This window comes from Sporosarcina sp. HYO08 (assembly GCF_001563475.1).
Classification (GTDB): Bacteria; Bacillota; Bacilli; order Bacillales_A; family Planococcaceae; genus Sporosarcina.
In genome coordinates, this window is sequence record NZ_LPUT01000012.1 from 431,762 (window position 1) to 455,684 (window position 23,923).

General features: G+C 41.4%; 20 protein-coding genes. 9 read left to right on the forward strand and 11 right to left on the reverse strand.

All coding sequences use genetic code 11. From position 1 onward, the window contains the following. Nucleotides 1-82 precede the first annotated feature (82 nt). Together leuC and leuD are read left to right on the forward strand one after the other, a co-directional pair. Nucleotides 83-1,492, forward strand: coding sequence for a 3-isopropylmalate dehydratase large subunit (leuC, locus tag AU377_RS06470; RefSeq protein ID WP_067405882.1), 1,410 nt, complete (start codon nt 83-85; stop codon nt 1,490-1,492). 20 nt (nt 1,493-1,512) lie between these two features. Further along, the gene (gene leuD / locus AU377_RS06475) at nt 1,513-2,100 is read left to right on the forward strand and encodes a 3-isopropylmalate dehydratase small subunit (RefSeq protein WP_067405885.1); all 588 of its coding nucleotides are present in this window, start codon (nt 1,513-1,515) and stop codon (nt 2,098-2,100) included. 137 nt (nt 2,101-2,237) lie between these two features. Here leuD and AU377_RS06480 read toward each other — a convergent pair whose 3' ends face one another. Next, a complete protein-coding gene (locus tag AU377_RS06480; RefSeq protein ID WP_253724400.1) occupies nt 2,238-2,885 on the reverse strand; it encodes a LytTR family DNA-binding domain-containing protein in 648 nt (215 codons plus the stop codon). 224 nt (nt 2,886-3,109) lie between these two features. Between AU377_RS06480 and aceA the strand changes: the two genes are divergently transcribed. Beyond that, nucleotides 3,110-4,393, forward strand: coding sequence for an isocitrate lyase (gene aceA / locus AU377_RS06485; RefSeq protein WP_067406123.1), 1,284 nt, complete (start codon nt 3,110-3,112; stop codon nt 4,391-4,393). Nucleotides 4,394-5,179: 786 nt separating this feature from the next. Beyond that, nucleotides 5,180-6,352, forward strand: coding sequence for an alanine--glyoxylate aminotransferase family protein (locus tag AU377_RS06490; protein WP_067405888.1), 1,173 nt, complete (start codon nt 5,180-5,182; stop codon nt 6,350-6,352). A 128-nt stretch (nt 6,353-6,480) separates the two neighbouring features. Here AU377_RS06490 and AU377_RS06495 read toward each other — a convergent pair whose 3' ends face one another. Then, entirely contained in the window at nt 6,481-7,374 is an 894-nt protein-coding gene (locus AU377_RS06495; protein WP_067405891.1) for a C40 family peptidase, read from the reverse strand. A 330-nt stretch (nt 7,375-7,704) separates the two neighbouring features. Between AU377_RS06495 and AU377_RS06500 the strand changes: the two genes are divergently transcribed. Together AU377_RS06500 and AU377_RS06505 are read left to right on the forward strand one after the other, a co-directional pair. After that, the gene (locus tag AU377_RS06500) at nt 7,705-8,799 is read left to right on the forward strand and encodes a glycosyltransferase (protein WP_067405895.1); all 1,095 of its coding nucleotides are present in this window, start codon (nt 7,705-7,707) and stop codon (nt 8,797-8,799) included. A 31-nt stretch (nt 8,800-8,830) separates the two neighbouring features. Further along, the gene (locus AU377_RS06505; protein WP_156450394.1) at nt 8,831-9,928 is read left to right on the forward strand and encodes an amidohydrolase; all 1,098 of its coding nucleotides are present in this window, start codon (nt 8,831-8,833) and stop codon (nt 9,926-9,928) included. A 64-nt stretch (nt 9,929-9,992) separates the two neighbouring features. Here AU377_RS06505 and AU377_RS06510 read toward each other — a convergent pair whose 3' ends face one another. Further along, the gene (locus AU377_RS06510) at nt 9,993-10,379 is read right to left on the reverse strand and encodes an OsmC family protein (RefSeq protein ID WP_067406126.1); all 387 of its coding nucleotides are present in this window, start codon (nt 10,377-10,379) and stop codon (nt 9,993-9,995) included. A 26-nt stretch (nt 10,380-10,405) separates the two neighbouring features. Beyond that, complete coding sequence (locus tag AU377_RS06515) at nt 10,406-11,986, reverse strand: SulP family inorganic anion transporter (protein WP_067405902.1); 1,581 nt, start codon at nt 11,984-11,986, stop codon at nt 10,406-10,408. A 192-nt stretch (nt 11,987-12,178) separates the two neighbouring features. Between AU377_RS06515 and AU377_RS06520 the strand changes: the two genes are divergently transcribed. Continuing rightward, complete coding sequence (locus tag AU377_RS06520; RefSeq protein ID WP_067405905.1) at nt 12,179-13,501, forward strand: NAD-dependent malic enzyme; 1,323 nt, start codon at nt 12,179-12,181, stop codon at nt 13,499-13,501. A gap of 331 nt (nt 13,502-13,832) precedes the next feature. Here the strand turns inward: AU377_RS06520 and AU377_RS06525 are convergent, their stop codons facing one another. From AU377_RS06525 to AU377_RS06535, 3 genes are all read right to left on the reverse strand, one after another. Next, complete coding sequence (locus tag AU377_RS06525; protein ID WP_067405908.1) at nt 13,833-15,491, reverse strand: b(o/a)3-type cytochrome-c oxidase subunit 1; 1,659 nt, start codon at nt 15,489-15,491, stop codon at nt 13,833-13,835. A 2-nt stretch (nt 15,492-15,493) separates the two neighbouring features. Next, complete coding sequence (locus AU377_RS06530) at nt 15,494-15,994, reverse strand: cytochrome c oxidase subunit II (protein WP_067405911.1); 501 nt, start codon at nt 15,992-15,994, stop codon at nt 15,494-15,496. A gap of 66 nt (nt 15,995-16,060) precedes the next feature. Further along, on the reverse strand, nt 16,061-16,195 hold the full coding sequence (locus AU377_RS06535; RefSeq protein ID WP_067405914.1) for a cytochrome c oxidase subunit 2A: 135 nt from the start codon (nt 16,193-16,195) through the stop codon (nt 16,061-16,063). Nucleotides 16,196-16,475: 280 nt separating this feature from the next. On the opposite strand from AU377_RS06535, the gene AU377_RS06540 reads away from it, so the two are divergent. After that, a complete protein-coding gene (locus AU377_RS06540; protein WP_172794029.1) occupies nt 16,476-17,177 on the forward strand; it encodes a glucosamine-6-phosphate deaminase in 702 nt (233 codons plus the stop codon). Nucleotides 17,178-17,229: 52 nt separating this feature from the next. On the opposite strand, the gene AU377_RS06545 is transcribed toward AU377_RS06540, so the two are convergent. Both AU377_RS06545 and secA2 read right to left on the reverse strand, forming a co-directional pair. Beyond that, the gene (locus tag AU377_RS06545) at nt 17,230-18,141 is read right to left on the reverse strand and encodes an accessory Sec system S-layer assembly protein (protein WP_067405917.1); all 912 of its coding nucleotides are present in this window, start codon (nt 18,139-18,141) and stop codon (nt 17,230-17,232) included. Beyond that, a complete protein-coding gene (secA2, locus tag AU377_RS06550; RefSeq protein WP_067405920.1) occupies nt 18,138-20,501 on the reverse strand; it encodes an accessory Sec system translocase SecA2 in 2,364 nt (787 codons plus the stop codon). Before secA2 ends, AU377_RS06545 begins: the two co-directional genes overlap by 4 nt. Nucleotides 20,502-20,742: 241 nt before the next feature. On the opposite strand from secA2, the gene AU377_RS06555 reads away from it, so the two are divergent. Beyond that, nucleotides 20,743-21,786, forward strand: a complete 1,044-nt coding sequence (locus AU377_RS06555) for a glycosyltransferase family 4 protein (protein ID WP_067405923.1) — start codon at nt 20,743-20,745, stop codon at nt 21,784-21,786. Nucleotides 21,787-21,851: 65 nt separating this feature from the next. Here AU377_RS06555 and AU377_RS06560 read toward each other — a convergent pair whose 3' ends face one another. Then, nucleotides 21,852-22,901, reverse strand: coding sequence for an LCP family protein (locus tag AU377_RS06560; RefSeq protein ID WP_067405926.1), 1,050 nt, complete (start codon nt 22,899-22,901; stop codon nt 21,852-21,854). A gap of 168 nt (nt 22,902-23,069) precedes the next feature. Continuing rightward, nucleotides 23,070-23,702 carry a YigZ family protein gene (locus tag AU377_RS06565; RefSeq protein WP_067405929.1) on the reverse strand — a complete coding sequence of 211 codons (633 nt, stop codon included), beginning with the start codon at nt 23,700-23,702 and terminating at the stop codon, nt 23,070-23,072. Nucleotides 23,703-23,923: the final 221 nt, after the last annotated feature.

Sequence of the window (23,923 nt, forward strand, 5' to 3'; positions counted from 1 at the left end):
TAAAAGCAATTTACTTAGAAGGGGAAGTTGGGCAAATCCCAACTCCCCCTTTCTAATACATATATGGGAAGGAGCAGCGCAAATGGCGAAAACAATTATTGAGAAAATTTGGGAACAACATATCGTATACGAAGAAAAGGGGAAACCGGATTTACTCTATATCGATCTTCACCTTTTACATGAAGTAACGTCCCCGCAAGCGTTTGAAGGTTTGCGTCTGGCGAACCGAAAAGTGCGCAGACCAGATCTTTGCTTTGCGACGATGGATCATAATGTGCCGACAAAAAACTTGCCGATTATTAAAGATCCAATTGCCAAAAAACAAATTACAACGCTAGAAAAAAACTGTCAGGAGTTTGGGATTGAACTTGCAGACATGGAACATCCAGACCAAGGGATTGTTCATATTATCGGACCAGAGCTTGGCTTAACACAGCCTGGTAAGACGATTGTTTGTGGGGATAGCCATACATCTACCCATGGTGCATTTGGCGCCATTGCATTTGGTATTGGAACGAGTGAGGTTGAACATGTTCTTTCAACACAAACATTATGGCAAGCTAAACCAAAAACGATGGAAATCCGTATCAATGGAAAACTTGGCTTTGGCGTTACTGCGAAAGATGTCATCTTGGCGATTATCGCAAAGTTTGGCATTGATATGGGAACAGGTCATATTATCGAATACACGGGCGAAGCCATTCGTAACTTGACGATGGAAGAGCGTATGACGATCTGTAATATGTCCATTGAAGCAGGTGCGAAAGCAGGATTGATCAGCCCGGATGAAACGACAATTAATTATTTGAAAGGCCGTCGTTATGTCCCGCAAGGCGAAGCGTTTGAACAAGCTGCACAAAATTGGTTAGCACTTGCAACAGATGAAGGTGCAACGTATGATACGGTTTTAGAAATCGATGCGGACGAAATTGAGCCATTTGTCACATGGGGAACAAATCCTTCAATGGGATCGGGCATTAACGCTCACGTGCCATTTGCTGCTGATTTCAAAGAAGAGTCAGATCGCGAAGCATTAAAAAAGGCACTTGCTTACATGGGATTAGAAGAAGGACAACCATTAACTTCTATTGATATTCAGCACGTCTTTATCGGCTCCTGTACGAATGCACGACTAAGTGATTTACAGGCAGCTGCAGAAGTAGTGAAAGGGAAAAAAGTACATCCTTCTGTTACAGCAATCGTTGTGCCGGGCTCTCGCACAGTGAAAAAGCAGGCGGAGGAAGAGGGCCTAGACGCCATTTTCCTAGAAGCTGGTTTTGAATGGCGCGAATCAGGCTGCAGTATGTGTCTTGCGATGAATGATGATGTTGTTCCGGCTGGCGAACGCTGTGCTTCAACGTCCAATCGAAATTTTGAAGGTCGTCAAGGTGCGGGCTCCCGTACGCATTTGATGAGTCCGGCAATGGCAGCTGCTTCAGCGATCTCAGGGCATTTTGTTGACGTACGTGAAATGGTTGCAGCGAAGGCTTAAGTTGAAGGAGGAAATGCGAAATGAAACCAATTAATGAAGTTGTTAGTGTGATCACACCATTAGATCGAAAAAATGTCGATACAGACCAAATTATTTCAAAAGAATTTTTGAAACGAATCGAACGAACTGGATTTGGAAAGTATCTATTCTATCATTGGCGTTTTGATGAAAATGGACAGGAGAAAAAAGACTTTATCCTAAATGATGAGCGTTATAAAGAGTCAGAAATTCTGGTCGCTCACGAAAACTTTGGATGCGGATCTTCCCGGGAACATGCGCCGTGGTCAATTATGGACTATGGGTTCAGAGTTGTCATCGCTCCAAGTTTTGCAGATATATTCCATAACAATTGCTTTAAAAATGGAATTCTTCCTATTAAACTTAGCGTTGCGGAAGTCGAAGAGTTATTGGCGAATGGGCAGCAGGAACCTTTTAAAGTGGAAGTAAATCTAGAAGAGCAGACAGTTACGGCGCAGGATGGAAAAGTCTATTCGTTTGAGATTGATCCGTATCAAAAACAAATGCTTTTAAATGGCTGGGATGAAATTTCATTGACATTCCAATACGAAGAGCATATTGCTGCATTTGAGGAAAAACAACGAGTTTAATAGTCAAAAATACCGAACCCTCTTCTTGCTAGTCAGCGGAAGAGGGATTTTTTACTAATAGGTCTTTTTGTTAGATTGAAATTTCAGTCAATATTAGAAATAAACATATAGATGTAAACATACATATAAAGGACAAACTAAAATCCAAGAACTGTCCGCACGTCACTCATATACTTCTGGCTGACTGGCAATTCGGTTCCATCCTTTAATGTTAGGACTAGATTTGAAGAAAAGTCTCTTGCAATACGTCGTATAAATTGAATATTCACGATATAAGAGCGATGTGTCCGCAGAAAGAAATTCGGTAGTCTTGGATGCAAATCTTTTAATGTATAGCCAATATGATATTGTTCTCCTTCTGCATAAAACCAAGTTTTCTTATTTAAACTTTCGATATGTGTAATATGTTCAACCGGTATTGGACTCCATTCTTCCTCTTGTTTACCAGTCAGGAAGGAAAAGGTTTCAAGTATTGGAGCCCGATAAGTGGGCGGCAAAATGATAATGAGGGCACCGGGCTCTCCTTCAACATCGATCGGGTAGCCGATCCCGTAATAGGGTGTTCCGAATAACTTATCGTCCATACATTGTTCGACTTTACTGCGTTGCTCAATCACTTTCTCCGCTAGGCTTCCGGGAGAGATTGGTTCGCCCTCTTTTAAGCGAATATCGTACTTTCCAGGAACATAGTCAATGTACTGTGTACCAATCGCGATTGCTATTGAAGCATCTTTCGGTATCCAATCTTCCATGATTCCAGTGTATTGTCGTACAGATTCTTTCAATTTCTTCCAAACCTCCTTGTAATCGATCATCAAATAAAGCAGTTTCATCCAATTATATTCTATTTCGTCTTAAAAAAACACCTTTTTGTCAGAATGCACAGACAATTTAGAAATTCTGTTATATATTACTGTATAACAACATTAACTGTTATGAAACAGTGTTGTAGAATAGTTTCTTAAGATAAAAACAAAATTTGCTAGATTAAAGGGAAGGTGTGATGGGAATGAGTACAAGACAAGAACAAATTGCGCAATTGGAAAAAAGCTGGGCAAAGGATGAAAGATGGAAAGGGATTAAACGTCCATACTCCGCAGAAGACGTTGTAAAACTTCGCGGATCCGTTCAAATTGAACATACATTGGCGAAAAAAGGATCTGAACGTCTATATAAATCATTGCAGACGGAAGATTTCATCAATGCACTCGGTGCGTTAACTGGTAACCAAGCAGTTCAACAAGTAAAAGCGGGATTACAAGCAATCTACTTAAGTGGATGGCAAGTGGCAGCAGATGCAAACCTTTCTGGTCAAATGTATCCTGACCAAAGCCTCTACCCAGCAAATAGTGTGCCAGCTGTTGTTAAACGGATTAACCAGGCGTTACAGCGGGCCGACCAAATTGACCATGCAGAAGGACGGGATGATGGATTCGATTGGTTCGCTCCAATTGTAGCAGACATGGAAGCAGGTTTCGGTGGTCCCCTAAACGTATTTGAACTCATGAAAGGCATGATTGAATCGGGAGCGGCAGGCGTTCACCTTGAAGACCAGCTAGCATCTGAAAAGAAATGTGGACACTTGGGTGGAAAAGTTTTACTGCCAACCCAAAATGCAATTCGCAATTTAACTGCAGCTAGATTAGCAGCAGATGTCATGGGTGTACCAACTGTGCTTATTGCACGTACGGATGCAGATGCAGCGGATATGGTCACAAGTGACATTGATCCTGTTGATCAAAAGTTCATCACAGGAGAGCGTACGCCGGAAGGATTCTTCCGTACGAATGCTGGGATTGATCAAGCGATTGCACGCGGCCTTGCATACGCACCTTACGCAGATTTAATTTGGTGTGAAACGTCAACGCCTGACTTGGAAGAAGCACAGAAGTTTGCGGATGCTATTCATGCGAAATTCCCTGGGAAAATGCTCGCTTATAACTGTTCACCTTCCTTTAACTGGAAAGCAAATTTGGACGATGAAACGATTGCGAAATATCAAGTTGAGCTTGGTAAAATGGGCTATAAATTCCAATTCGTTACACTTGCAGGATTCCACTCCTTGAATCACAGCATGTTCGAGTTGGCACATAGCTATAAAGATAAAGGAATGGCTGCATACTCTAAACTTCAGGAAGCTGAATTTGCAAGCGAAGACAAAGGATACACTGCAACAAGACACCAGCGTGAAGTCGGTACTGGATACTTTGACGAAGTATCACAAGTTATTTCTGGCGGAACATCTTCGACAACTGCGATGCAAGGTTCCACAGAAACAGCGCAGTTTGCTTAAGCAGTTCAGCGCGGTGAAAATCAATTAGATGACCTTGCAAATGCCGCGCATCCATCATTGTTTTGATTGGAATTTGCCCCTATCTTCTTTCTTCGAAGATAGGAGGCATTCCTTCAAAAATAAATAATTTTACAAAAGGAGAGATCATGATGACGAAATCTATCAAACGATCCAAAAAGATTTGCCGGGAATGCGGCTGTGAGATTATCGAGAAAGTAGAATCTGCCCTTTATGAATGCGAACATTGCATGAGGAAAGTTGTAGATTAAAAGGTTAGAAGGCATGATTGCCAATAAAACTTCTTAAAATGGAGGAGATGTACAATGAAAGAAATGATAAGAACGAACAAGATTTGCCGGGAATGCGGTTGTGAAATTGTTGAGAAAGTAGAATCTGCTCTGTATGAATGTGAGCGTTGCATTGGTTTCTATGAAGAATGATTGAATTGGATGACAACGAATGGAGGCGTGGGGGATGGGGAAACAGATGACTCAAAAGGAGATACAAAGAGTTAAAAAACATTGTCGTGAATGTGGATGTGAAATTGTCGAGCAGGTGGTCTCGCTGCTGTATGAATGCGAACGCTGTATTGGGATGAACGAAGTATGAAGTATGTTGTGTATTGGGGCGCTCCTTGAAGTCAACTTTGATTGACTGATGAGATGACGCCCTTTTCTTTTGGTGATTTTGATAATAAAAGGGTTTTTACAAAAGATCACGAAGTGAGAATACATAGCAAGATTACACAGAACGTGTAACGAAGTAAGCAGAGGGGATGAATGTTTGATGAGGAACGAAGAAATGTTGTTAATACCGGGACCTACGCCGGTTGTCGATTCGATCTATGACGCGCTCGCGAGTGAAACGAGATCTCATACGGATCCTCGGTTTGTTGCAATTTATAAAAAGGTACTGGAACAGACACGTAATCTATTCAAAACGGATGGGGAAGTCTTTATCGTGTCTGGGTCTGGCACAATCGCAATGGAAATGGCGCTTGTTAATACAGTTGCGGCTGGTGAGAAGATACTAGTCATTAGTCAAGGATATTTTGGTGATCGCTTCATTCCACTAGGGAAGGCGTTTGGGATTGAAGTGGATATTCTTCAGTCAGAATGGGGAAAGCAAGTGGATCCGGAAGATGTTGAGAAGCTACTTGGAGAAAAGCAATATAAGGCTGTTACGATTACACATGCAGATACTTCCACTGGTGTTGCGGCAAATCTTGAAGCACTCGTGCCAATCATTAAGGAACATGGAGCACTTGTAATCTTGGACGGCGTTTGTGCAACTGCGGCCATGGAAGAAGATATGAGCAAAGTATATGGAAGCAATCCAAATGATAAAATTGACATCATTTTAACAGGGTCACAAAAAGCGATTGGCATTCCGCCTGGACTTGCAATCATTGCTTTTAACCAAACTGCGTTAGAAGCACGTAAACAAATAGACCGTGTTCCCGCTTACTATTGTGATATTTATAATTGGCTGCCTATTATGCAGGATCCATCGAAATACTTCGCGACCCCTCCAGTGAATTTAATTTATGCTTATGAGGAAGGAATGCGGCTCGTTTTAGAGGAAGGACTAGAGAAACGTTATGCAAGGCATGATGCGTTCGGAAGAGCAGTTCGAGCGGCGCTTTCTGAATACGGGATGACAGCACTTGCAGACGAATCAGTTGCAGCCTCCACATTAAGCTGTATTCAATATCCAGAAGGTATTGATGATGCAGAATTCCGAGCAGCGTTAGCCAAAAAAGGCGTGATTGTGTCCGGTGCACTCGCACATTTGGCCGGAAAAGCATTCCGAATTGGTCACATGGGGAATACGACAGCACAAATGCTTGAAAATGCGATTCAATACATTGGTGAAACACTCAATGAGCTTGGGCATAAGGCAGACATTACAAAAGCAATGGAACGATTTAGATCAACGGTGTCTTTAGCGGTCAATTAAACAGTGCGCTTTAGCTGCTATCATTTGTCAATAGGCAAACGATCCACGGATACTCTTCCCATGGATCGTTTTTGTGTTTAACATCTAAAAAACCGGGGTATGCTAGAAGCATAGATCCCGGTTAATGATTAGTTATTAAGTCTTTCGATAAATAATTTGAATTGGTTTGCTGTTACTTTATCGTTAATGCCGAAGTTGCCATCGCCATATCCTTGTGTTACTTCGTTGTAGTAAAGCGTATTAATGTAATCATATGCCCAATGACTTGTCGGAACATCTTTAAATGTTACATCAGAAGTGCCTTGAAGATTAAATGCTTCAACAAGAACTTTCGCAAGTTGTGCACGTGTTAAGTGCTCATTTGGATTAAAAGCGCCCGCGCCGTTACCAGTGAAGATTCCAGCTGCTGCGACAGCAGCGATCGCATCATGGTTTGGGTGACTTGCAGATACGTCTGTAAATTCAGCACTTGTCCCATTGTTATCTAAGCCAAGTTCAGATGTTAAAATTTCGGCGATTTCCGCACGTGATGCATATTGTGCAGCTGCTTTTTCTACTGATGCCACGGATGTATTCGAGAAATTTGCAACGCGACGTGCACCGATATAGCGTTTGCCCCAATAAGCTGGGTCATAAATAGAAGAAATTGAGACACCACGGCTCGATGCAGAGTGGATGAACTTGTTTGAACCTATGTAAATTCCCGCATGTGAAACACCACGGCCATTCGTACTAAAGAATACCAAGTCTCCAACTTCGAGGTTGGCCTTAGATACAGCCGTACCTGTTGCGTACATAGAACCTGTTGTTCTTGGCAGCGAAATGCCTAGTTTCTTAAAAACAAATTGGATATAACCTGAACAATCAAATCCGCTTGTCGTTGTTCCACCATAAACGTATGGTGTACCTATGTATGATTTAGCTGTATTTATAAGTGTAGAATTTGAATTTGCAGAAGCCAATGACGGAATAGACGTCGAGATTAGTAAACTAGTAAAAACTAAAAGTAAAAAACGTTTCATGTCGTACTCAAAATCCCCTTTCGCACAACCGACTGTTGTGCTCTATCTGTGAATAATATTAGCATACGTGTATGTTATTGTCGGTTACAGTTGTATTACAATATGATTACATGCGATCAGAATAGTGTGTAAATTACCAAAGAACCGCTATTTAACAGTGTTTCGACATGTGTTGAATAACGGTTTTTCTTTGTTCTTTTTGAATTTTGTCGATTAGATTATCGAATTATGCCTTAATTTAATGACATGATTGAAATAAAACATAGTATGATAGAATCGTCAAAGGCAATCTAGTAATGATTTGTTGAAAAAGATAGGGTTGGTAAAATAATGAAGAAAATAGTCGTATTTAGTAATATGTATCCATCAAAAGAACATCCTACCTATGGTATTTTCGTGAAAAATCAAGTGAATCTACTGCAAAATTCAGGGCTTTCTGTAGATATCCAAGTGATCGATAATCCCGGAAGAGGCAAGGCTGCAACACTGCAAAAATACATCGGATGGTTATTCAAATCACTGTTGTATTTATTGAAGAACGGGAAAGGTCTATCTTTGTCCCATGCCCATTATGCATTTCCGACGGGACTTATTTCGCTAATCGGTAAAAAATTAATGGATATTCCGTATGTCGTAACAGTTCACGGTGGTGATATTGACAAAATGGCAGCCAAAAATAACTTCATTGCCAATTTGACAAAAAGCATTTTACAGCAGGCCGATGCAGTGATTGTTGTAGGGGAGAAGTTAAAAGAAGATGTTATTCAAAGGTTCGGTGTCATTGAAAGGCGTGTTCATGTGATGAGTATGGGTGTGAATACCGCTATCTTCCGCCCGATCCCAAAGATTGAAGCAAGGAATGAATTGGCGATTCCACAGAACCAGCAAGTCATTCTCTATGTTGGAAATGTTATAAAAGCGAAAGGTTTGTTAGAACTGATCGCGGCATTTGAGATGCTTAAAAAAGACGATTCGGCACGCAGCCTCTACATAATTGGTTCGCAAAAAGATCAAGCTTTCGTGGCGGAGCTTCGGAAGCTGATTAACGAAAAGAATCTTCCGGATATCCATTTCCAAGAGCCACTAGGACAAGCGAATTTAGCAAGGTGGATGGCGGCTTCTGAAGTCCTTGTCTTGCCATCTCATCATGAAGGGTTTGGATTGGTTGCTCTTGAGGCAATGGCTAGCGGTACAACAGTCGTCGGCACGAATGTCGGGGGGCTTTCTTACTTATTGAATGACGGTGCAGGTGTGCTCGTAGAACCTAAAAATGCCCCTGCGTTAGCAAAAGGTATCCAAGCTGTTTTAGATGCTGTACCTAATCTTATTGACGAACCGCTTGTCAAGGAAAGAGTGAATCATCATTCATACGAAAGCATTTTACAGCAATTATTATTGATTTACGAAAAAGTTGAGAAGAAGTAGACGAATTCAAAGGAAAAGGCGAGTGGTGTCATTGGTAGCAAAACAAATTGAGCAATGGTTTGATCATTTTCATAAAAATCCAGAAGTGAGCTGGAAAGAAGTGCAAACAACGAAAAAAATTTCGGAAATATTAACTGGATTAGGTGTGGAACATCATACTTTTGATGATGTGACAGGCGTCGTTGCAGAAATCGGTGAAGGAGATCGAATTATTGCGGTACGGGCGGATATTGATGCTCTTTGGCAAGAAGTGAACGGTGTTTACCAAGCTAACCATTCCTGTGGCCATGATGCCAATATGTCGATGGTGCTAGGTGCGCTTTCGTATTTGCAGAATGAAAAACTAGGAAGCCGTATTCGATTTATTTTCCAACCTGCCGAGGAAAAAGGCAACGGCGCAAACGCGATGATCGATCGTGGAGCTATAGAGGGCGTATCCCACTTATTCGGTATTCATTTGCGCCCACAAGAAGAACTTCCATTTGGAAAAGTGACACCTGCGATTCACCACGGCGCGGCAGTGTTTTTAGAAGGGAAAATTATTGGGGTAGATGCGCATGGTGCTCGTCCGCATCAAGGGAAAAATGCACTTGACCCACTATTTGCGATTGGTCAGTTTGTAAAGACCGTCCAATTCTCACCGCATGAATCTTATTCGGCAAAATTAACGAAAGTACAAGCGGGAGGCGACAGTGTCAATATCATTCCAGGCAGCGCTGCATTTTCAATTGACGCCCGCTCTCAATCCAACGCCGTATTGAACGAATTAAAAGAGCGTTTAACGGAAGGGATTGAAGCAATTGGTAAGATGTATGATGTAGAAATTGAGCTGGATTGGTACGACTATACACCCGCCGCGGAAGTGTCGAAAGAAGCTGCGGCTATTGCAAAAGAAGCGATCGTGGAAACAGTAGGGGAAGAAGGCTATGAACAGGATATTATTACATCCGGCAGTGATGATTTCCATTTCTATACGATTCGCAATCCGCAGTTAAAAGCAGCTATGATTGGCATCGGAGCCGATTTAGGTCCTGGACTGCATCACCCTGAGATGGCATTCAATCGTGAGGCGCTGACGGTTGGTGCCCGTGTTCTGGCAGCGACTTTAAAGAAAGCATCCCTCTCTTAAAAAAAACATGGGGGTGTCCCAAAACAAAGTGCCAGGCACTTCTAGGACAACCCCATAGTTTCGTTTATAATTTAATTTCATATGTTTCTTCGATTTGGATTGCGTCTTTTACAGATTGCACCATTGCGCAGTTTTTCGACATTAGCTCAAAAGCGCGATCCATTTTTGCTGCATCCAAATTTTCGCCTTCAAGTGTAAAGTGAAGATGGATCTTTTCTAATCGATTGGCGATATCCGGATTGCGAACAACTTCCTTTACTTCAATGGAAATATCGTCTGCCGGCATACGCATTTTCTCCAAAACATTTCGTAAAACGCCTCCACTGCAAACAGCTACTGAAGAAACGAGGAGTTGATAAGGTCTAAACCCATATTCATCGTTTCCCGAGATTGTTAATTTACCAAAGGAGGTTTCTGTTTCAAAACCATTTTCTTTCATAGTAAACTTCATACCACTCATTCCTCCCCCTGAACCATTCACATAAAAAAGTTCTCTTCTCCTATTTTATCGTAAAGACCGCTCTTTTTAAAAATTTGCCGTTTCTGACTTGGCAATCGCTTGATAATAATTTGGATATCTTCTTTTTTTGCTTGGTCTAGAAGAGAAGAGAGGGCTGCTTCTCCTGTCGCATCAATAACTGATAAATGCTCCATATCCAATATAATGACGTTACCTTCTTTGGAAAGAAGTTTCGGAATTTTATCCTCCAATGCTTTTGCAGTTCCAAAGAATATAGGGCCTTCCACCACATATTTTATTAACTTGCTGTCAGCTCCAAATTTCTTTAACTCAACATCAGAGACTTTTTCTTCCGAAATGTCGAGTTTACCACTCATTTTTTTCAGGAACGAAAGTGTTGCGAGTAAAATTCCAATTTGTACCGCTACAGTCAAGTCGACAAAAATAGTGAGAAGGAATGTGGATACTAACACAATTGAATCTCCAGAACGAAGCGAAAGAATGTGCGAAAATGCTTTCCGAGCGCTCATATTCCAAGCAACAAACATCAGGATTGGTGCCATTGCTGCAAGTGGGATATACGAAGCGTAAGGTGCCAGTACCATTAAAAATAAAAGTACTAAAGCGCTTTGGACAAAACCTGATACAGGACTGACTGCACCTGCCCGAATATTCGTTGCGGTTCGGGCGATCGCTCCTGTGGCCGGGATTCCCCCAAATAATGGGGTAATAATATTCGCAATTCCTTGGCCAAATAATTCACGTTTAGAATCATGCTTCGTATCGGTTTTCATACCATCGGCAACAACAGCCGATAGTAAGGATTCGATGGCGCCGAGCGCTGCAATAATAAGTGCCGGCTGCCAAAGTGAAACCAATTTAGAAAAAGTGATCTGTGGGAATATGAAGCTTGGAAGTTTACTAGGAATCCCGCCAAAAGCTGTTCCAATCGTCTCAACCTTTCCCGGAAACAATAAAATCGAGCAAATGGTAGGAATGAAAAGTGCGACGAGTAAAACAGGCACGCGGGGGGCTACTCTCGGTAAAATGAGTATAATGACTAGGCCGATGAGTGCAGTTACGATGCTTAGCATGTTAACCGTATGAAATTGGTTGGCGAGTTCAATCATATTTTCATGGAAAAACTCTTTTTTCTCAACCCCGGTTAGACCAAAAAAATTGCCCAGTTGCCCAGTAAAAATGACAACAGCAATCCCTGCTGTGAACCCAATCGTTACAGACATAGGGACGAAATGGATGAGGTTGCTTACACCCGCGAAACTCATAATGACAAGAAAGACCCCGGCCATTAAGCCAGCTATTAATAAATCTTCGTAGCCATATTGTAAAACGATGGCAAGTAAGATGGGGATAAATGCGCCGGTAGGTCCGGCGATTTGGAAACGAGATCCACCTAGTAAGGCCACTAGAAAGCCTGCAATAATCGTTGTGTATAGCCCGTATTCAGGCTTTACACCGGAGGCAATTGCAAAAGCCATCCCAAGCGGAATGGCTACAATACCTACCGTTATTCCTGCGATTAAATCATTTCGAAATCCGGCCATTGTGTAATTGGTAAATCGGTTATCTTTGAACACTTCGCTCACTCCGTACACTTTTTTTCTAATTCAGTGAATTCTTTATATTATTAGTATATCGTAGTTTTCTATAAGAGAACAAGGTTCAGACCGAGATCTAGGTTTTAAACAAGGAATTTTAGAATCAATTTTACGATTGAGATAACTAGATGTATCATAGATAGGAAGGTACATAATAGGAGGGTTTATAGAATGGAGCATATTGAATTTCTACGCAATCTAATTATTGAAACGCCGTCAAAACCTGGAAACTTTGCAAAGGTGGCAACGGCAATAGGGCGTCTAGAAGGAGATATAGGGGACATTCAAACAATAAAAGTCGGAACTTTGTCAACAATTCGAGACATTTCGATTCAGTGTGTAAGCGAAGAACATCTTATGAAAATTGTAGAAGCGATTAACGAGATCGGTAACGGAATTAAAGTACATGCTGTAACCGATGATGTACTGCAAGCGCATGAGGGCGGAAAAATCCATATGAAAGGCCGGACGGAAATTCGCTCGTTAGGTGACTTACGCCGAGTCTACACGCCTGGCGTGGCAAGCGTTTGTGAATTGATTAAAAATGATCCTGAACAAGCAAATTATTTTACAGGGATTTCAAATAGTGTAGCAATTGTAACGGATGGAACAGCAATTCTTGGTCTTGGCAATATAGGACCGGTAGCGGGAATGCCTGTAATGGAAGGGAAATCGTTATTATTTGACCAATTTGCCGGCATTAGTGGCATACCGATTTTGCTTGATACAAGTGATCCGGATCAAGTTGTTGAAACGGTAAAAAATATCCATAAAGGATTTGGTGGTATTTTACTGGAAGATATTGGGTCACCCCACTGCTTTGAAATTGAAGAGAGATTAAGAGCAGAACTCCCTATACCGGTGATGCATGACGACCAACATGGAACTGCTGTGGTGACACTCGCATCGGTTTTATCGGCATGTAGAGAAACGGGTATTGATCCAGCTAAATCAGTTGTTGGGCAAATTGGGCTTGGTGCGGCAGGACTGGCAATTAGCCGTATGTTAATGGCTTATGGCGTAAAAGAACTGCGCGGGTTGGATCGAAATGAGGAGGCATTGGAACGGCTCTTAAATTACGGCGGAACGGTCGCAGATTCCTTAGAAGATCTAATGAACACATGTGATATTGTGATTGCGACAACAGGAGTTGCAGGGCTGATTAAACCAGAGATGGTTCGTAAAGGACAAATAATATTAGCGCTATCGAATCCAAATGCCGAAATTAAACCTGAAGATGCACTTGCGGCTGGAGCGGCTTTTGCTGCAGATGGCAGACTTGTTAACAATATCCTCGGTTTCCCGGGGATTTTCCGTGGGGCGCTGAATGCGCAAGCGAGGTCTATTACATACCCAATGCTAATTGCGGCTGCATTAGCAATTGTAGAGAGTACGAAGCCTGGTGATCTTGTACCACATCCACTTGATGCAATCGTTCACCAACGTGTTGCGGCAGCTGTTGAACGCGTTGCGAATGATGAAAAAAGCAACTGAAAATACGAAAGCCCCGATTCGGTTGGAGTCGGGGCTTTCGTGTTTTATCTTTATTCAGCAAATGCTTTTGTACTGAAAGCGAAGCGTCAGCTACAGAAGCTCCCTCACTTTCATAGGTTGCGGGATGAATGCAGTTTTGTCCTCTATTCAGCGGGTGTTCAAACGCCCGCTGAATAAAGATAAAGCCTCCGGCGGATGTCACAGATTTTGAAAGGAGTTAGGAAGGCAACCTAAGTTCGCCGCGTCCTGCGGCGACGGTTGCATAACCTACCTCCTGTAGGCCTCAAGCTCGATTCAAAATCTGGACGCAATTACGCCGAGGCGTAATTGATTAGGATCGGCCGATTGGCCAACTAAATGGAACAGAACCGGGCGGTGAATGTTTGATAATATCAATGACAGGAATTGTATAAGCAAACAATATTAAGGCAATTGTTAGACCTACCCATAAATACCAGTTTTCTAAAACTTTTGGCGTAGGCAGTGCATCGCTTTCTTCTTCTGCAATTGGATATTCTTCGTGGCCTCGCGGCGCAAAGAAGGCAAGCTGGATAAAAATATACACCATTAAAATAATCCCGATGAATAAAATGGATCCGCCAATCGCTTGTGCAAGCTGGTAATTGATCCAAGTTGCGACTTGTTCGCCGCCCGCATATTCTGAGAAGTTCGAACGACGCGGTCCGCCGAGCAGCCCTTGGATGTGCATTGATGTTGACATAATGGTCATACCAACCGTCCAAATAATGGTTTGAAGTATACCGAGACGATTCAGTTTAGCTGTTAATGTTCTGCCTGTTAAATGTGGGATGAGCCAATACGCAATTCCGAAAAAGGTTAAAATTACCGTCGTTGCAGCCGTTAAGTGGAAATGCCCCGTCACCCAAATGGTATTGTGAATTAAAGAGTTCATCTGGTGGGATGCGTTAATAATTCCCCCAGCTCCACCTGGAATGAATGCTAACATCCCGATGAAAGGAGCAAGGAAACGGACGTCTTTCCAAGGCAGTTTTCTAAACCAGCCGAATACCCCCCGATATCCTTTGCGGCGCCCAGTAATCTCAAACGTTGCAAAAATGGAAAAGGCAGTCATTAAAGATGGGATGATGACCATAAATGTTAAGACGACTTGAATAAACTTCCATGTTGGATCAATACCGGGTTCGGTTAATTGATGGTGGAATCCGACTGGAATTGAAAACATTAGTAATAAGATGAATGCCAATCTGGCAAGAGAATCGCTAAATAGCTTTCCGCCAATGATTTTTGGAATAATGGCATACCATGCCATGTAAGCCGGCAATAACCAGAAATAAACGAGTGGGTGCCCGAAATACCAGAACAATGTTCGAGTGAGTAAAACGTTGATCGTTTCTGCATATCCTAATGACCAAGGAATAAATTGAATGAGTACAGCGGTTGCAACACCAAGTGATGCAATGACCCACATCGCCATATTAATCGTCACCATAAAGGCTAGAAGTGGTGATTTTTGTCCTTTATTTGCTTTTTTCCAAACGTATAGTTGTCGGAAGTTTGTAATAGCCGCGATCCAACTCCCGATAATGACAAAAGCCAATCCAAAATAGAATGCTGGATGCGCTTGAAGTGGCGCATAAAAAGTAAATAAGACAGATGCTTCTCCGATAAGAATTGTAATGGCAGCCATTACTGTTCCAACGAGCATGACCCAAAATGAGAGCCAAGCAGCCCGCAATTGCTTCTTTGAAATCCCAACCGTTTTGCCTAATAAGGAAAATTGAAAACCAATGATAAAAAATGTTGTTAAAACAAGTCCAAGAATAACGCCATGCACGGTTAAAATTGTGTAATAGTCAATATTAAATGGCAAAGTATATTTACCTGAACGCACCAAAGTCTGCAAAAGACCCATTAAACCGCCGATTAGAAGTGAAACAAATGTTACGTGCATAAATACCATATATAGCGTAGATTCTTGTTTAGAAAACGTAAGCTGTTTTGTACTCATGATCAATACACCTCCACTGTGCCAAACATGAGATGGTGGCCAATACCGCAATATTCATTACAAACGATTGTAAATTCACCATTGTTTTTTAAAACTGTTTCAAAGCGGCTAATATGACCGGGTTCGACCATCATATTGACATTTGTACCCGCGACTTGAAATCCGTGAACGACATCTCTCGTCGTAATTTGAAAAAGAACGGATGAACCTTTTGGGACGCGAATCGTCTTAACGATGTCACCATTTTCATCTTTCCCTAAGTCATAGTTAAAGGCGGAAGCAACAATGTTGACGATATATTTGCCATCTTCTACCTCGTGTAGGCCAAGGTTTTCAGCTTGAAACGCTTCGTGAGCTTCAATGTTTTGTGGATCGATGGTTTCTATATGACTTTGGGGATGTGTACCTTTCCAGAAAGCGGCGAAACCGAGCACCATTAAAAATACAATGAGTGACCCAGAGCCAAAAATAAGCCATATTTTTTCATACTTGTGAAAATGCATGCCATATCCTCCTTATGAAGTTAATGTGAAACAATGGAACCTTTTAGATGGAACGACATCCCTAACTCATCTTGCGATAAAGAGCGCATATGCACCGAACCAGGATGCAAGGATAAAAACACCTAACAACATAACTGCAATGAACGTTCCTTTTAAACTAAAGGAAGATGCAGACTTTTGAGATGGCTTTCCTTTCCCCATCATGAATACCCCCTTGGAAAATATTGAACTTTCAATTACCTCATATCTTCATCATATTGGGGAAGGACTAAAGGATGAATTAGGGGATTCCCTAAGATCGCTATAAAGGACTTAAGTTTCACAATTTGTTCACGTACCCTTCATGAAATAGACATAGAAAGAAGTGGTATGGGTAAAAATGGAAAAGGTGGAATGGTGTTATAGTTGACCGTAGGCTTGGTGAAAATTAAAATTAGTAAAGAAGAAAGCAAATTTAACGAAAGTCGGGTTGATTTTAAAAATGACAAAATTGAATATAATTCAGGTTGTGAATCCTGTAGACGGTGCGGAGCGCCTTTATAAATTAGTAAAAGAACAGCTTGAAAAAGATCAGCTTCATGTCATCGGGTTGGCAACTGGAAGTACGATGATCCCTGTTTATAAACAATGGACGGAATCCCCACTTGATTTTTCAAACGTTACGACATTTAACTTGGATGAATATGTCGGAATTGCAGCGTCAAGCCCAAATAGTTATGCATACTTTATGGAGCATCATTTATTTTCTAAAAAGAAATTTAAAGAAACGTATATTCCAAATGGGATGGCCAGCAATCTTGAGGAAGAGTGTGCAAATTATGAGGCGCTTTTGAAGAAGCATCCCCTTGATTTGCAACTGCTTGGTGTGGGGGAGAATGGCCATATTGCATTTAATGAGCCGGGGACGCCATTCGATTCCGTGACGCATGTAGCGACATTGACTAAGTCGACACTAGGTGTGAATAGCCAGTATTTCGATAATGATGAAAAAATTCCCGAAACAGCATTAACAATGGGGATATCTTCTATTTTAGCGGCGAAGAAAATCGTATTGCTCGCATTTGGCGAGAAAAAACGAGCGGCTATTGAAAAGTTATTGGAAGGTACCATCACAACTGAATGGCCTATCACAAAATTGCTGCACCATGAAGATGTGACAGTTATTACTGATCTTGATATGTAAATAGAGAAAAACCGCACTTTCATGAAGAGTGCGGTTTTTCGTTATGTTCTTATTATGCGTCTTGTTGCGGCACACGGACTATCCAACGAGAAAAGTCGGGTGCTTCTTTTTGAATCATTTCTTTTGGATAAATAAATGTCCATGGCTTTGAAGTATTTGCGCTAACAGCTAAAGGTCCGAGTTTAAAAGAACCTCTTGCTACTAAATCACCAGTTGCATCGAGTAGCTCAAGCGGTAATTGCTCGATATTAATTTGCTTTGAATGACCGTTTCGGATAAAGACAGATGTTGCAATACTTCCGTCTTCCTGCTCCTTCACTTGAAAGCCGCTAATGTTGACTTCACGCGGCTTTAATTTAGGTAACCCTTCAACTACTTTCGCAAGTGCTCCTTTTTGCTCGGCTGCTAAACCGTTCTCCCATGCTTCCTCTAATTCTAATCGATGGGGAACCATCGATTGAACGTTGAAAGCAAGCTTCCAATTTTCAGTCGGCGGTTCTTCAGCGAATAGATGTTCCTTCGTAAAGACGAATACCCATGGTCTTGCACTGCGGGCTGGAATATTGCCAAGCTCACTTAAATCGAATTCATCCGATGCAAGCGTCTTTCCTTCGCCGTCTAAAAGGAGCAATTCCACAGATCCAACTGAAATAGGCTGATCAAGGGACGAGCGGAAAAATGCTTTTACAAGCCAGCTGCCGTTTGCCTCCTCGACGTCAATGTCAATGCCGGATAAAGAAATTTGGTTTGGCTTAAGCGGTTCAAGCTCATTTGCCAGGAAACGAAATACGTATTCCTGCTCTTGCGGGACATTCCACTCCGGATGTAGGGAAAGTGCGGTTTCGATTTCTTCCGCTTCTGATTGATCTTTCACCACGCTTTGTTCTTCTAGAATTTCGGCTGAATCAATTGTGCTATCGGAACCGGTTTTTTTAGATTTTGTAAAAAAAGAAAAGAGTTTCATTTTGCTGCCTCCTGTTCGTTCATAACGATTTTCATAAAACCAATAATCTCTGATGCGATATTACGACGCAGTTTTTGGTAATGGCGGCCAAATAATTGTAGTCCTTCACGCTGGTAAATACGCATCGGGTCTTCCTGTCCGTAAGAACGGAGCCCGATTCCTTCTTTTAACCGCGTCATCACTTCCAAGTGCTTGACCCACATAGTATCGATATAAGATAGCATCACTTGCGGGATCATCTCAGATACTTCCTCGTTACCTTCGAAAGTGTCTATATAGTCGAGCAACTGTTTGATTGGTTCTTTATAAAGTTTCATTATATCAGAAACTTTTTCGATCGTTCTCGGAACTGTAATAGGCTCTATCAATAAACCGTTCATTGTTTGTTCGATCCGTTCGTAATTCCAAGTGTCTGGAGATTCGTTATCCGGGCAGCTATCGTAAACGACAAATTCAACTAGTTCCGACACCATGGTTTTAAGTTCCCCAAAAATATCTTCCCGCAGTAAAATTTTGTTGCGGAGGGCATATAGCACTTCTCGCTGGTCGTTGATGACGTCATCCAGTTTCAAGTTATACTCTCGCATGGAATAATGGGCACCTTCGACAATTCTTTGCGTTCGATCCGTTAACTCATCGACGTCTGTGTTTTGCACGAGACCGTCGTCGTCTGTTTGGACTTTGCTTAGGAACTTTTCTAAATCATCTTTCGCAAAACGTCTAAACATATCGTCCTCTAAAGAGAGGAAAAATTGGCTTTCACCGTTATCTCCTTGACGGCCAGATCGTCCTCGAAGCTGATTATCGATTCGGCGGCTTTCGTGTTTTTCCGTACCAAGGACAAATAATCCGCCATTTTCTTCAACACCTTCACCGAGAACAATGTCTGTTCCACGACCTGCCATATTCGTGGCAACGGTAATTTGACCGTATTGACCTGCATTGGAAATTAATTCTACTTCTTGCTCTACACTTTTCGCATTTAGCAAATTATAGCGAAGCTTATATTCATCTAAGTATTGGGCAACTTTTTCAGATTGTAAAATCGATGTTGTTCCAACGAGGACAGGCTGCCCTTGTTGATGGCGCTTGGCAACTTCTTTCGCAACCGCTTTGTATTTTTGATCGATTGTCTTAAATACTTTGTCCGGAGAGTCAACGCGCTGACGCGGGCGGTTTGTTGGGATTTGAATAACTTCCATCCCGTATACTTCGCGAAACTCTTTTTCCTGCGTCTTTGCTGTTCCAGTCATACCAGAAAGCATTGGATACATGCGGAAGTAGTTTTGAATCGTAATTTGCGCTTGGGCTTTATTTTCCTCGGTAATCGGCAGATCTTCTTTTGCTTCAATTGCCTGATGAAGGCCGTCTGAAAGTGTACGTCCTTCCATAATGCGTCCAGTAAACATATCAACGAGCTCAATTTTGTCATCTTTAACGATATAATCAACATCCCGCTTGAAGATGACGAATGCCCGCACAGCTTGAATCATGTAATGGTAAAGTGTTTGGTGCTCTAGATCGTATAAATTATCAACACCAAAAGCCTTCTCAACTTTTTCAATTCCAGTATCTGTTAAGGAAGTTGCTTTCGTTTCCTCATCAAAATCAAAGTCAACATCTTTTTTAAAGCGCTTTGCTAAACGTGCTGCAATTTTGTGTAAATCGGCATCCGCTTGCATCTTGCCTGCAACAATGAGTGGCGTTTTGGCCTCGTCTACTAGAATGCTGTCAATTTCATCAATAATGGCAAAGTGATAGGGACGTTGTACTTTATGCGCCATTTGCTGTGACATGTTATCACGTAAATAATCAAAACCAAATTCCGTGCCGACACCGTATGTAATATCAGCGTTATAAGCTTCTTGCTTTTCTGGACCGAACATCATCGGCAAATTGAGCCCGACTGTTAGCCCTAAAAACCGGTGAATTTGGCCGATTTGTTCATAGTCCCGCTTTGCCAAGTAATCGTTGACCGTAATAACATGTACGCCTTTGCCTTCGAGTGCTCGAACATAAGAGGGGAGGGAAGCTACAAGTGTTTTTCCTTCACCAGTTGGCATCTCTGCAATATTTCCTTCCGTTAAAACCATCCCACCAATTAGTTGGACATCAAAATGACGCATGCCTAGGACGCGTTTTGAGGCTTCACGGACAACGGCAAAAGCATCAGGAAGAATTGCTTCTATTTTTTTACCGTCTTGGAATTTTTGTTTAAATATGTCTGTCATATTTCTTAGTTCATCATCAGACATCGTTTCGTATGTTGTTTCTAACTTATTTATTTGTTGGACGATTTTTCGATATTTCCGAAGTTGTCTCTCGCTCGTTTGGTTTGAACGCTTAAAAATTGAAAACATAAGAATGTACGCTCCTTTTTCTTAATCCTTCAAAAGGATTCGTTCTTATTTTATCAAAAGCAACAGTAAATGACTACTGAATACGGAAAGTGGTGGATTGAGGGAAGGTTTATGGGGAATATAAAAGAAAGAAGTAAAAGATGTGCAAGAAATTTTAAAAGAGCACGGTGATTTCCTTGCCCAATCATGCTATAATACTGTTTGGTTATCAAATACTGTTTTTTATTATAGGAGGAAGGACATGTTATTCTTAGCACTGGCCGTCGCATTTGTGGCCGCCATTATACTTACTCCACTTGTCATTAGACTAGCCTTCCGGATTGGGGCAGTCGATCATCCAAATTATAGAAAAGTTCATGCTGCAGTGATGCCGCGTATAGGCGGGCTTGCAATATTTGGTGCGTTTTTAATTGGCTACTTATTACTGCGTCCTGAAGACGAACATGCAACAGGGATTCTTGTCGGCGCACTTATTATTATTTTAGTTGGTTTTCTTGATGACATGTTTGAAATTACCGCAAAAGCTAAACTTGCAGGTCAGCTAGTGGCCGCGATCGTTGTCGTCACATGGGGTGGCTTGCAAATTGAGTTCATTAACTTACCATTTTTAGGTCAATTCGATTTTGGTTATTTAAGTATCCCGATTACGATTCTGTGGATTATCGGTATCACAAATGCCATTAATTTAATCGACGGCCTTGACGGACTTGCAGCAGGAGTATCGACGATCGCCCTTGTTACAATTACCGCAATGGCTTTAATTATGGGGAATGTTTTCGTTGTGGCAACGGCCGCAATATTGGCAGCTAGCTCGTTTGGTTTCTTGTTTTATAATTTTCATCCAGCAAAAATCTTCATGGGAGATACTGGATCGCTCTTTCTTGGCTTTATGATTTCGGTGCTTGCGATGTTAGGATTCAAAAATGTAGCGGTCGTATCGCTCATTATCCCTGTTATTATGCTCGGTGTACCGATTTCTGATACATTTTTCGCGATTGTCCGTCGAATTCGGATGAAGCAACCGATATCTGCGCCGGATAAATCGCATTTACACCATTGTTTACTAAGAACGGGCTTTTCCCATCGACAAACTGTTTTAATCATTTACGGCATCGCTATTTTGTTCGGTGTTGCAGCTATTTTATTCTCACAAGCAACGATTTGGGGAGCGATTATGCTTATCCTTGTCATGCTCATTGCAATTGAGCTGTTTGTTGAATTAATTGGACTTGCAGGGTCGAATTACCGCCCATTATTAAATCTTGTGCGGTTAATTGGTAAATAATCATGTTATACAAATTAAAATCCGGTCATTCACTTCAAAAATACTAAAGTGAATGACCGGATTTTTTAGTTACTAAAAGACTCTTCTGATACACTGATTTTTTTGTTGGAACGATTATCCGTCAAATGGGACGTATCTGGGATTAAACCTAGATGGGCTTGCAAGATGTTTTTCACTTCCATTAAATCTTGTTCATCGAGTTTCCAATAATAGGTGCCTGTTGACATATCATCATAACCAGTGAGTTGAAGTGGGTCGACTTGCGGCATGCCGCCTTTAACGTATTCAACGAAAGACATCATTTCTTTAAACGTCATATCCGTTTTCATGTTTTCGCCGAGCGCCTCAATAACGTCGCCATATTTGGTGACAGACTTTACCGAAGTCGCTTCCTTTAAAATGGCTTGCATGATCATTTGTTGTCGCTTTCCGCGTTCAACATCGCTATCCAGCTTTCGGGTTCTAGCGAGCGCAAGTGCGTGTCTACCATCCAAATGTTGTAAGCCTGGTTTTAAATGAATGGCATTTTTGTCATTTTCATCTTTTTCAATTCGCTCGTAAGGAACTTCTGCTTCAATTCCTCCAAGGGCATCGACAACGTCAATGAAAGCATTAAAATTCATTTTAACGTAATAGTCCACGGGAATCTCGAAGAGCTCTTCAATCGTTTCAATCGTTGCGCGTGTTCCGCCAAAAGCATGTGCGTGGTTAATCTTATCACGATAATTGACTTCTGGAATATAAACATAGGAGTCTCGCGGAATACTAACAAGTTTCACAGATTTATCTTTCGGATTTAACGTTGCAAGAAGCAATGCGTCTGTTCGGCTATTGCGATCCCCTTGTTTTCGTGTATCACTATCGTCAACACCCATGAATAAAATCGAAACATTATCTGTTGCAGGCTCTACATGCATTTCACGCAAATCAGATTTTGAACGATCAGCAACCACCTCATAGGCCCGATCGGCAGCATCTACAGCTTTTTTCTGTAATGCAACGGCATAAGCTGCGACCAGTAAAAATACTGACAATGTAAAGAATAGCGATACTTTAATGGCTAATCGTTTTTTAGACGATTTTCTTTGTCGTTTTTTAAAGTCTTTTCTTTTCATTCAAAGCTCCTCCATAATCGGCTATTTCGAGCTTGAAGTAGTCGATCATCTAAGTTCTACTTTAGTTACTGAACTAGTGATGACGTTATCATATAGTGAGAAGTTTCATATGATAAAAACCTTCAATACCTCCAATTATACTATTTCTTTCGTTATTCGTATACTGTTTCAGATGTCGAATTCCAGAAATTCTTTAGAAACTGTTTGTATTTCTGCCTGTCCATTTGTCATTTCCGTGATCCAGTCGGTGAATTTGTTTACCTCTGCCGTTAAGACATACATATATAAATCGACGCCATCTGCATAAGAAATATCTTTCAAAGGATAGGGCGATTGCCGCACTTCATTTTCAACTTTTCCAAGCCATGTATAATCGATTGACACTTTCATTAAATGATGAAGCTTTCTTTCAACGATACCCGTCGCTTCAATCCCTTTTGAGGTAGCACTTCCATATGCGCGGATCAATCCGCCGCCGCCTAATTTAATCCCGCCAAAATAACGGGTGACAACTACAACAGTATCTTTAAGCCCTTGCTTTTTCAATACTTCAAGCATTGGAAAACCGGCTGTACCTGAAGGCTCGCCATCATCATTTGCTTTTTGGATCGAATCATGTTCACCGATCAGGTAAGCCGAACAATTATGGGTTGCTGTATGGTGAAGTTTTTTAATTTCCTGGATAAATTCTAGTGCTTCTTCTTCTGTTTCTGCACGTTTGACAAATGTGAGAAACTGGGACTTTTTAATTATAATTTCGCTTTCTCCGTATAGTTTTACAGTACGATAATCTGCACGCATATTAACGCCTCCATTACTTTTTTGTAAAAAATGTAATCTAATTTTAATATCTATTTAGTCCTATGATGATATAATAAATGAAGTGTTTCAGGAATTCATCATTCTTGCGACATCCTACATTATACTTAATATTTTCATGTATCGGAATTACGATGAGGGAAAGATGATGATGTCCGTATCTCCAAGGTCAATTAGTGCAAACAGCAGTTCTTAAGTGTATG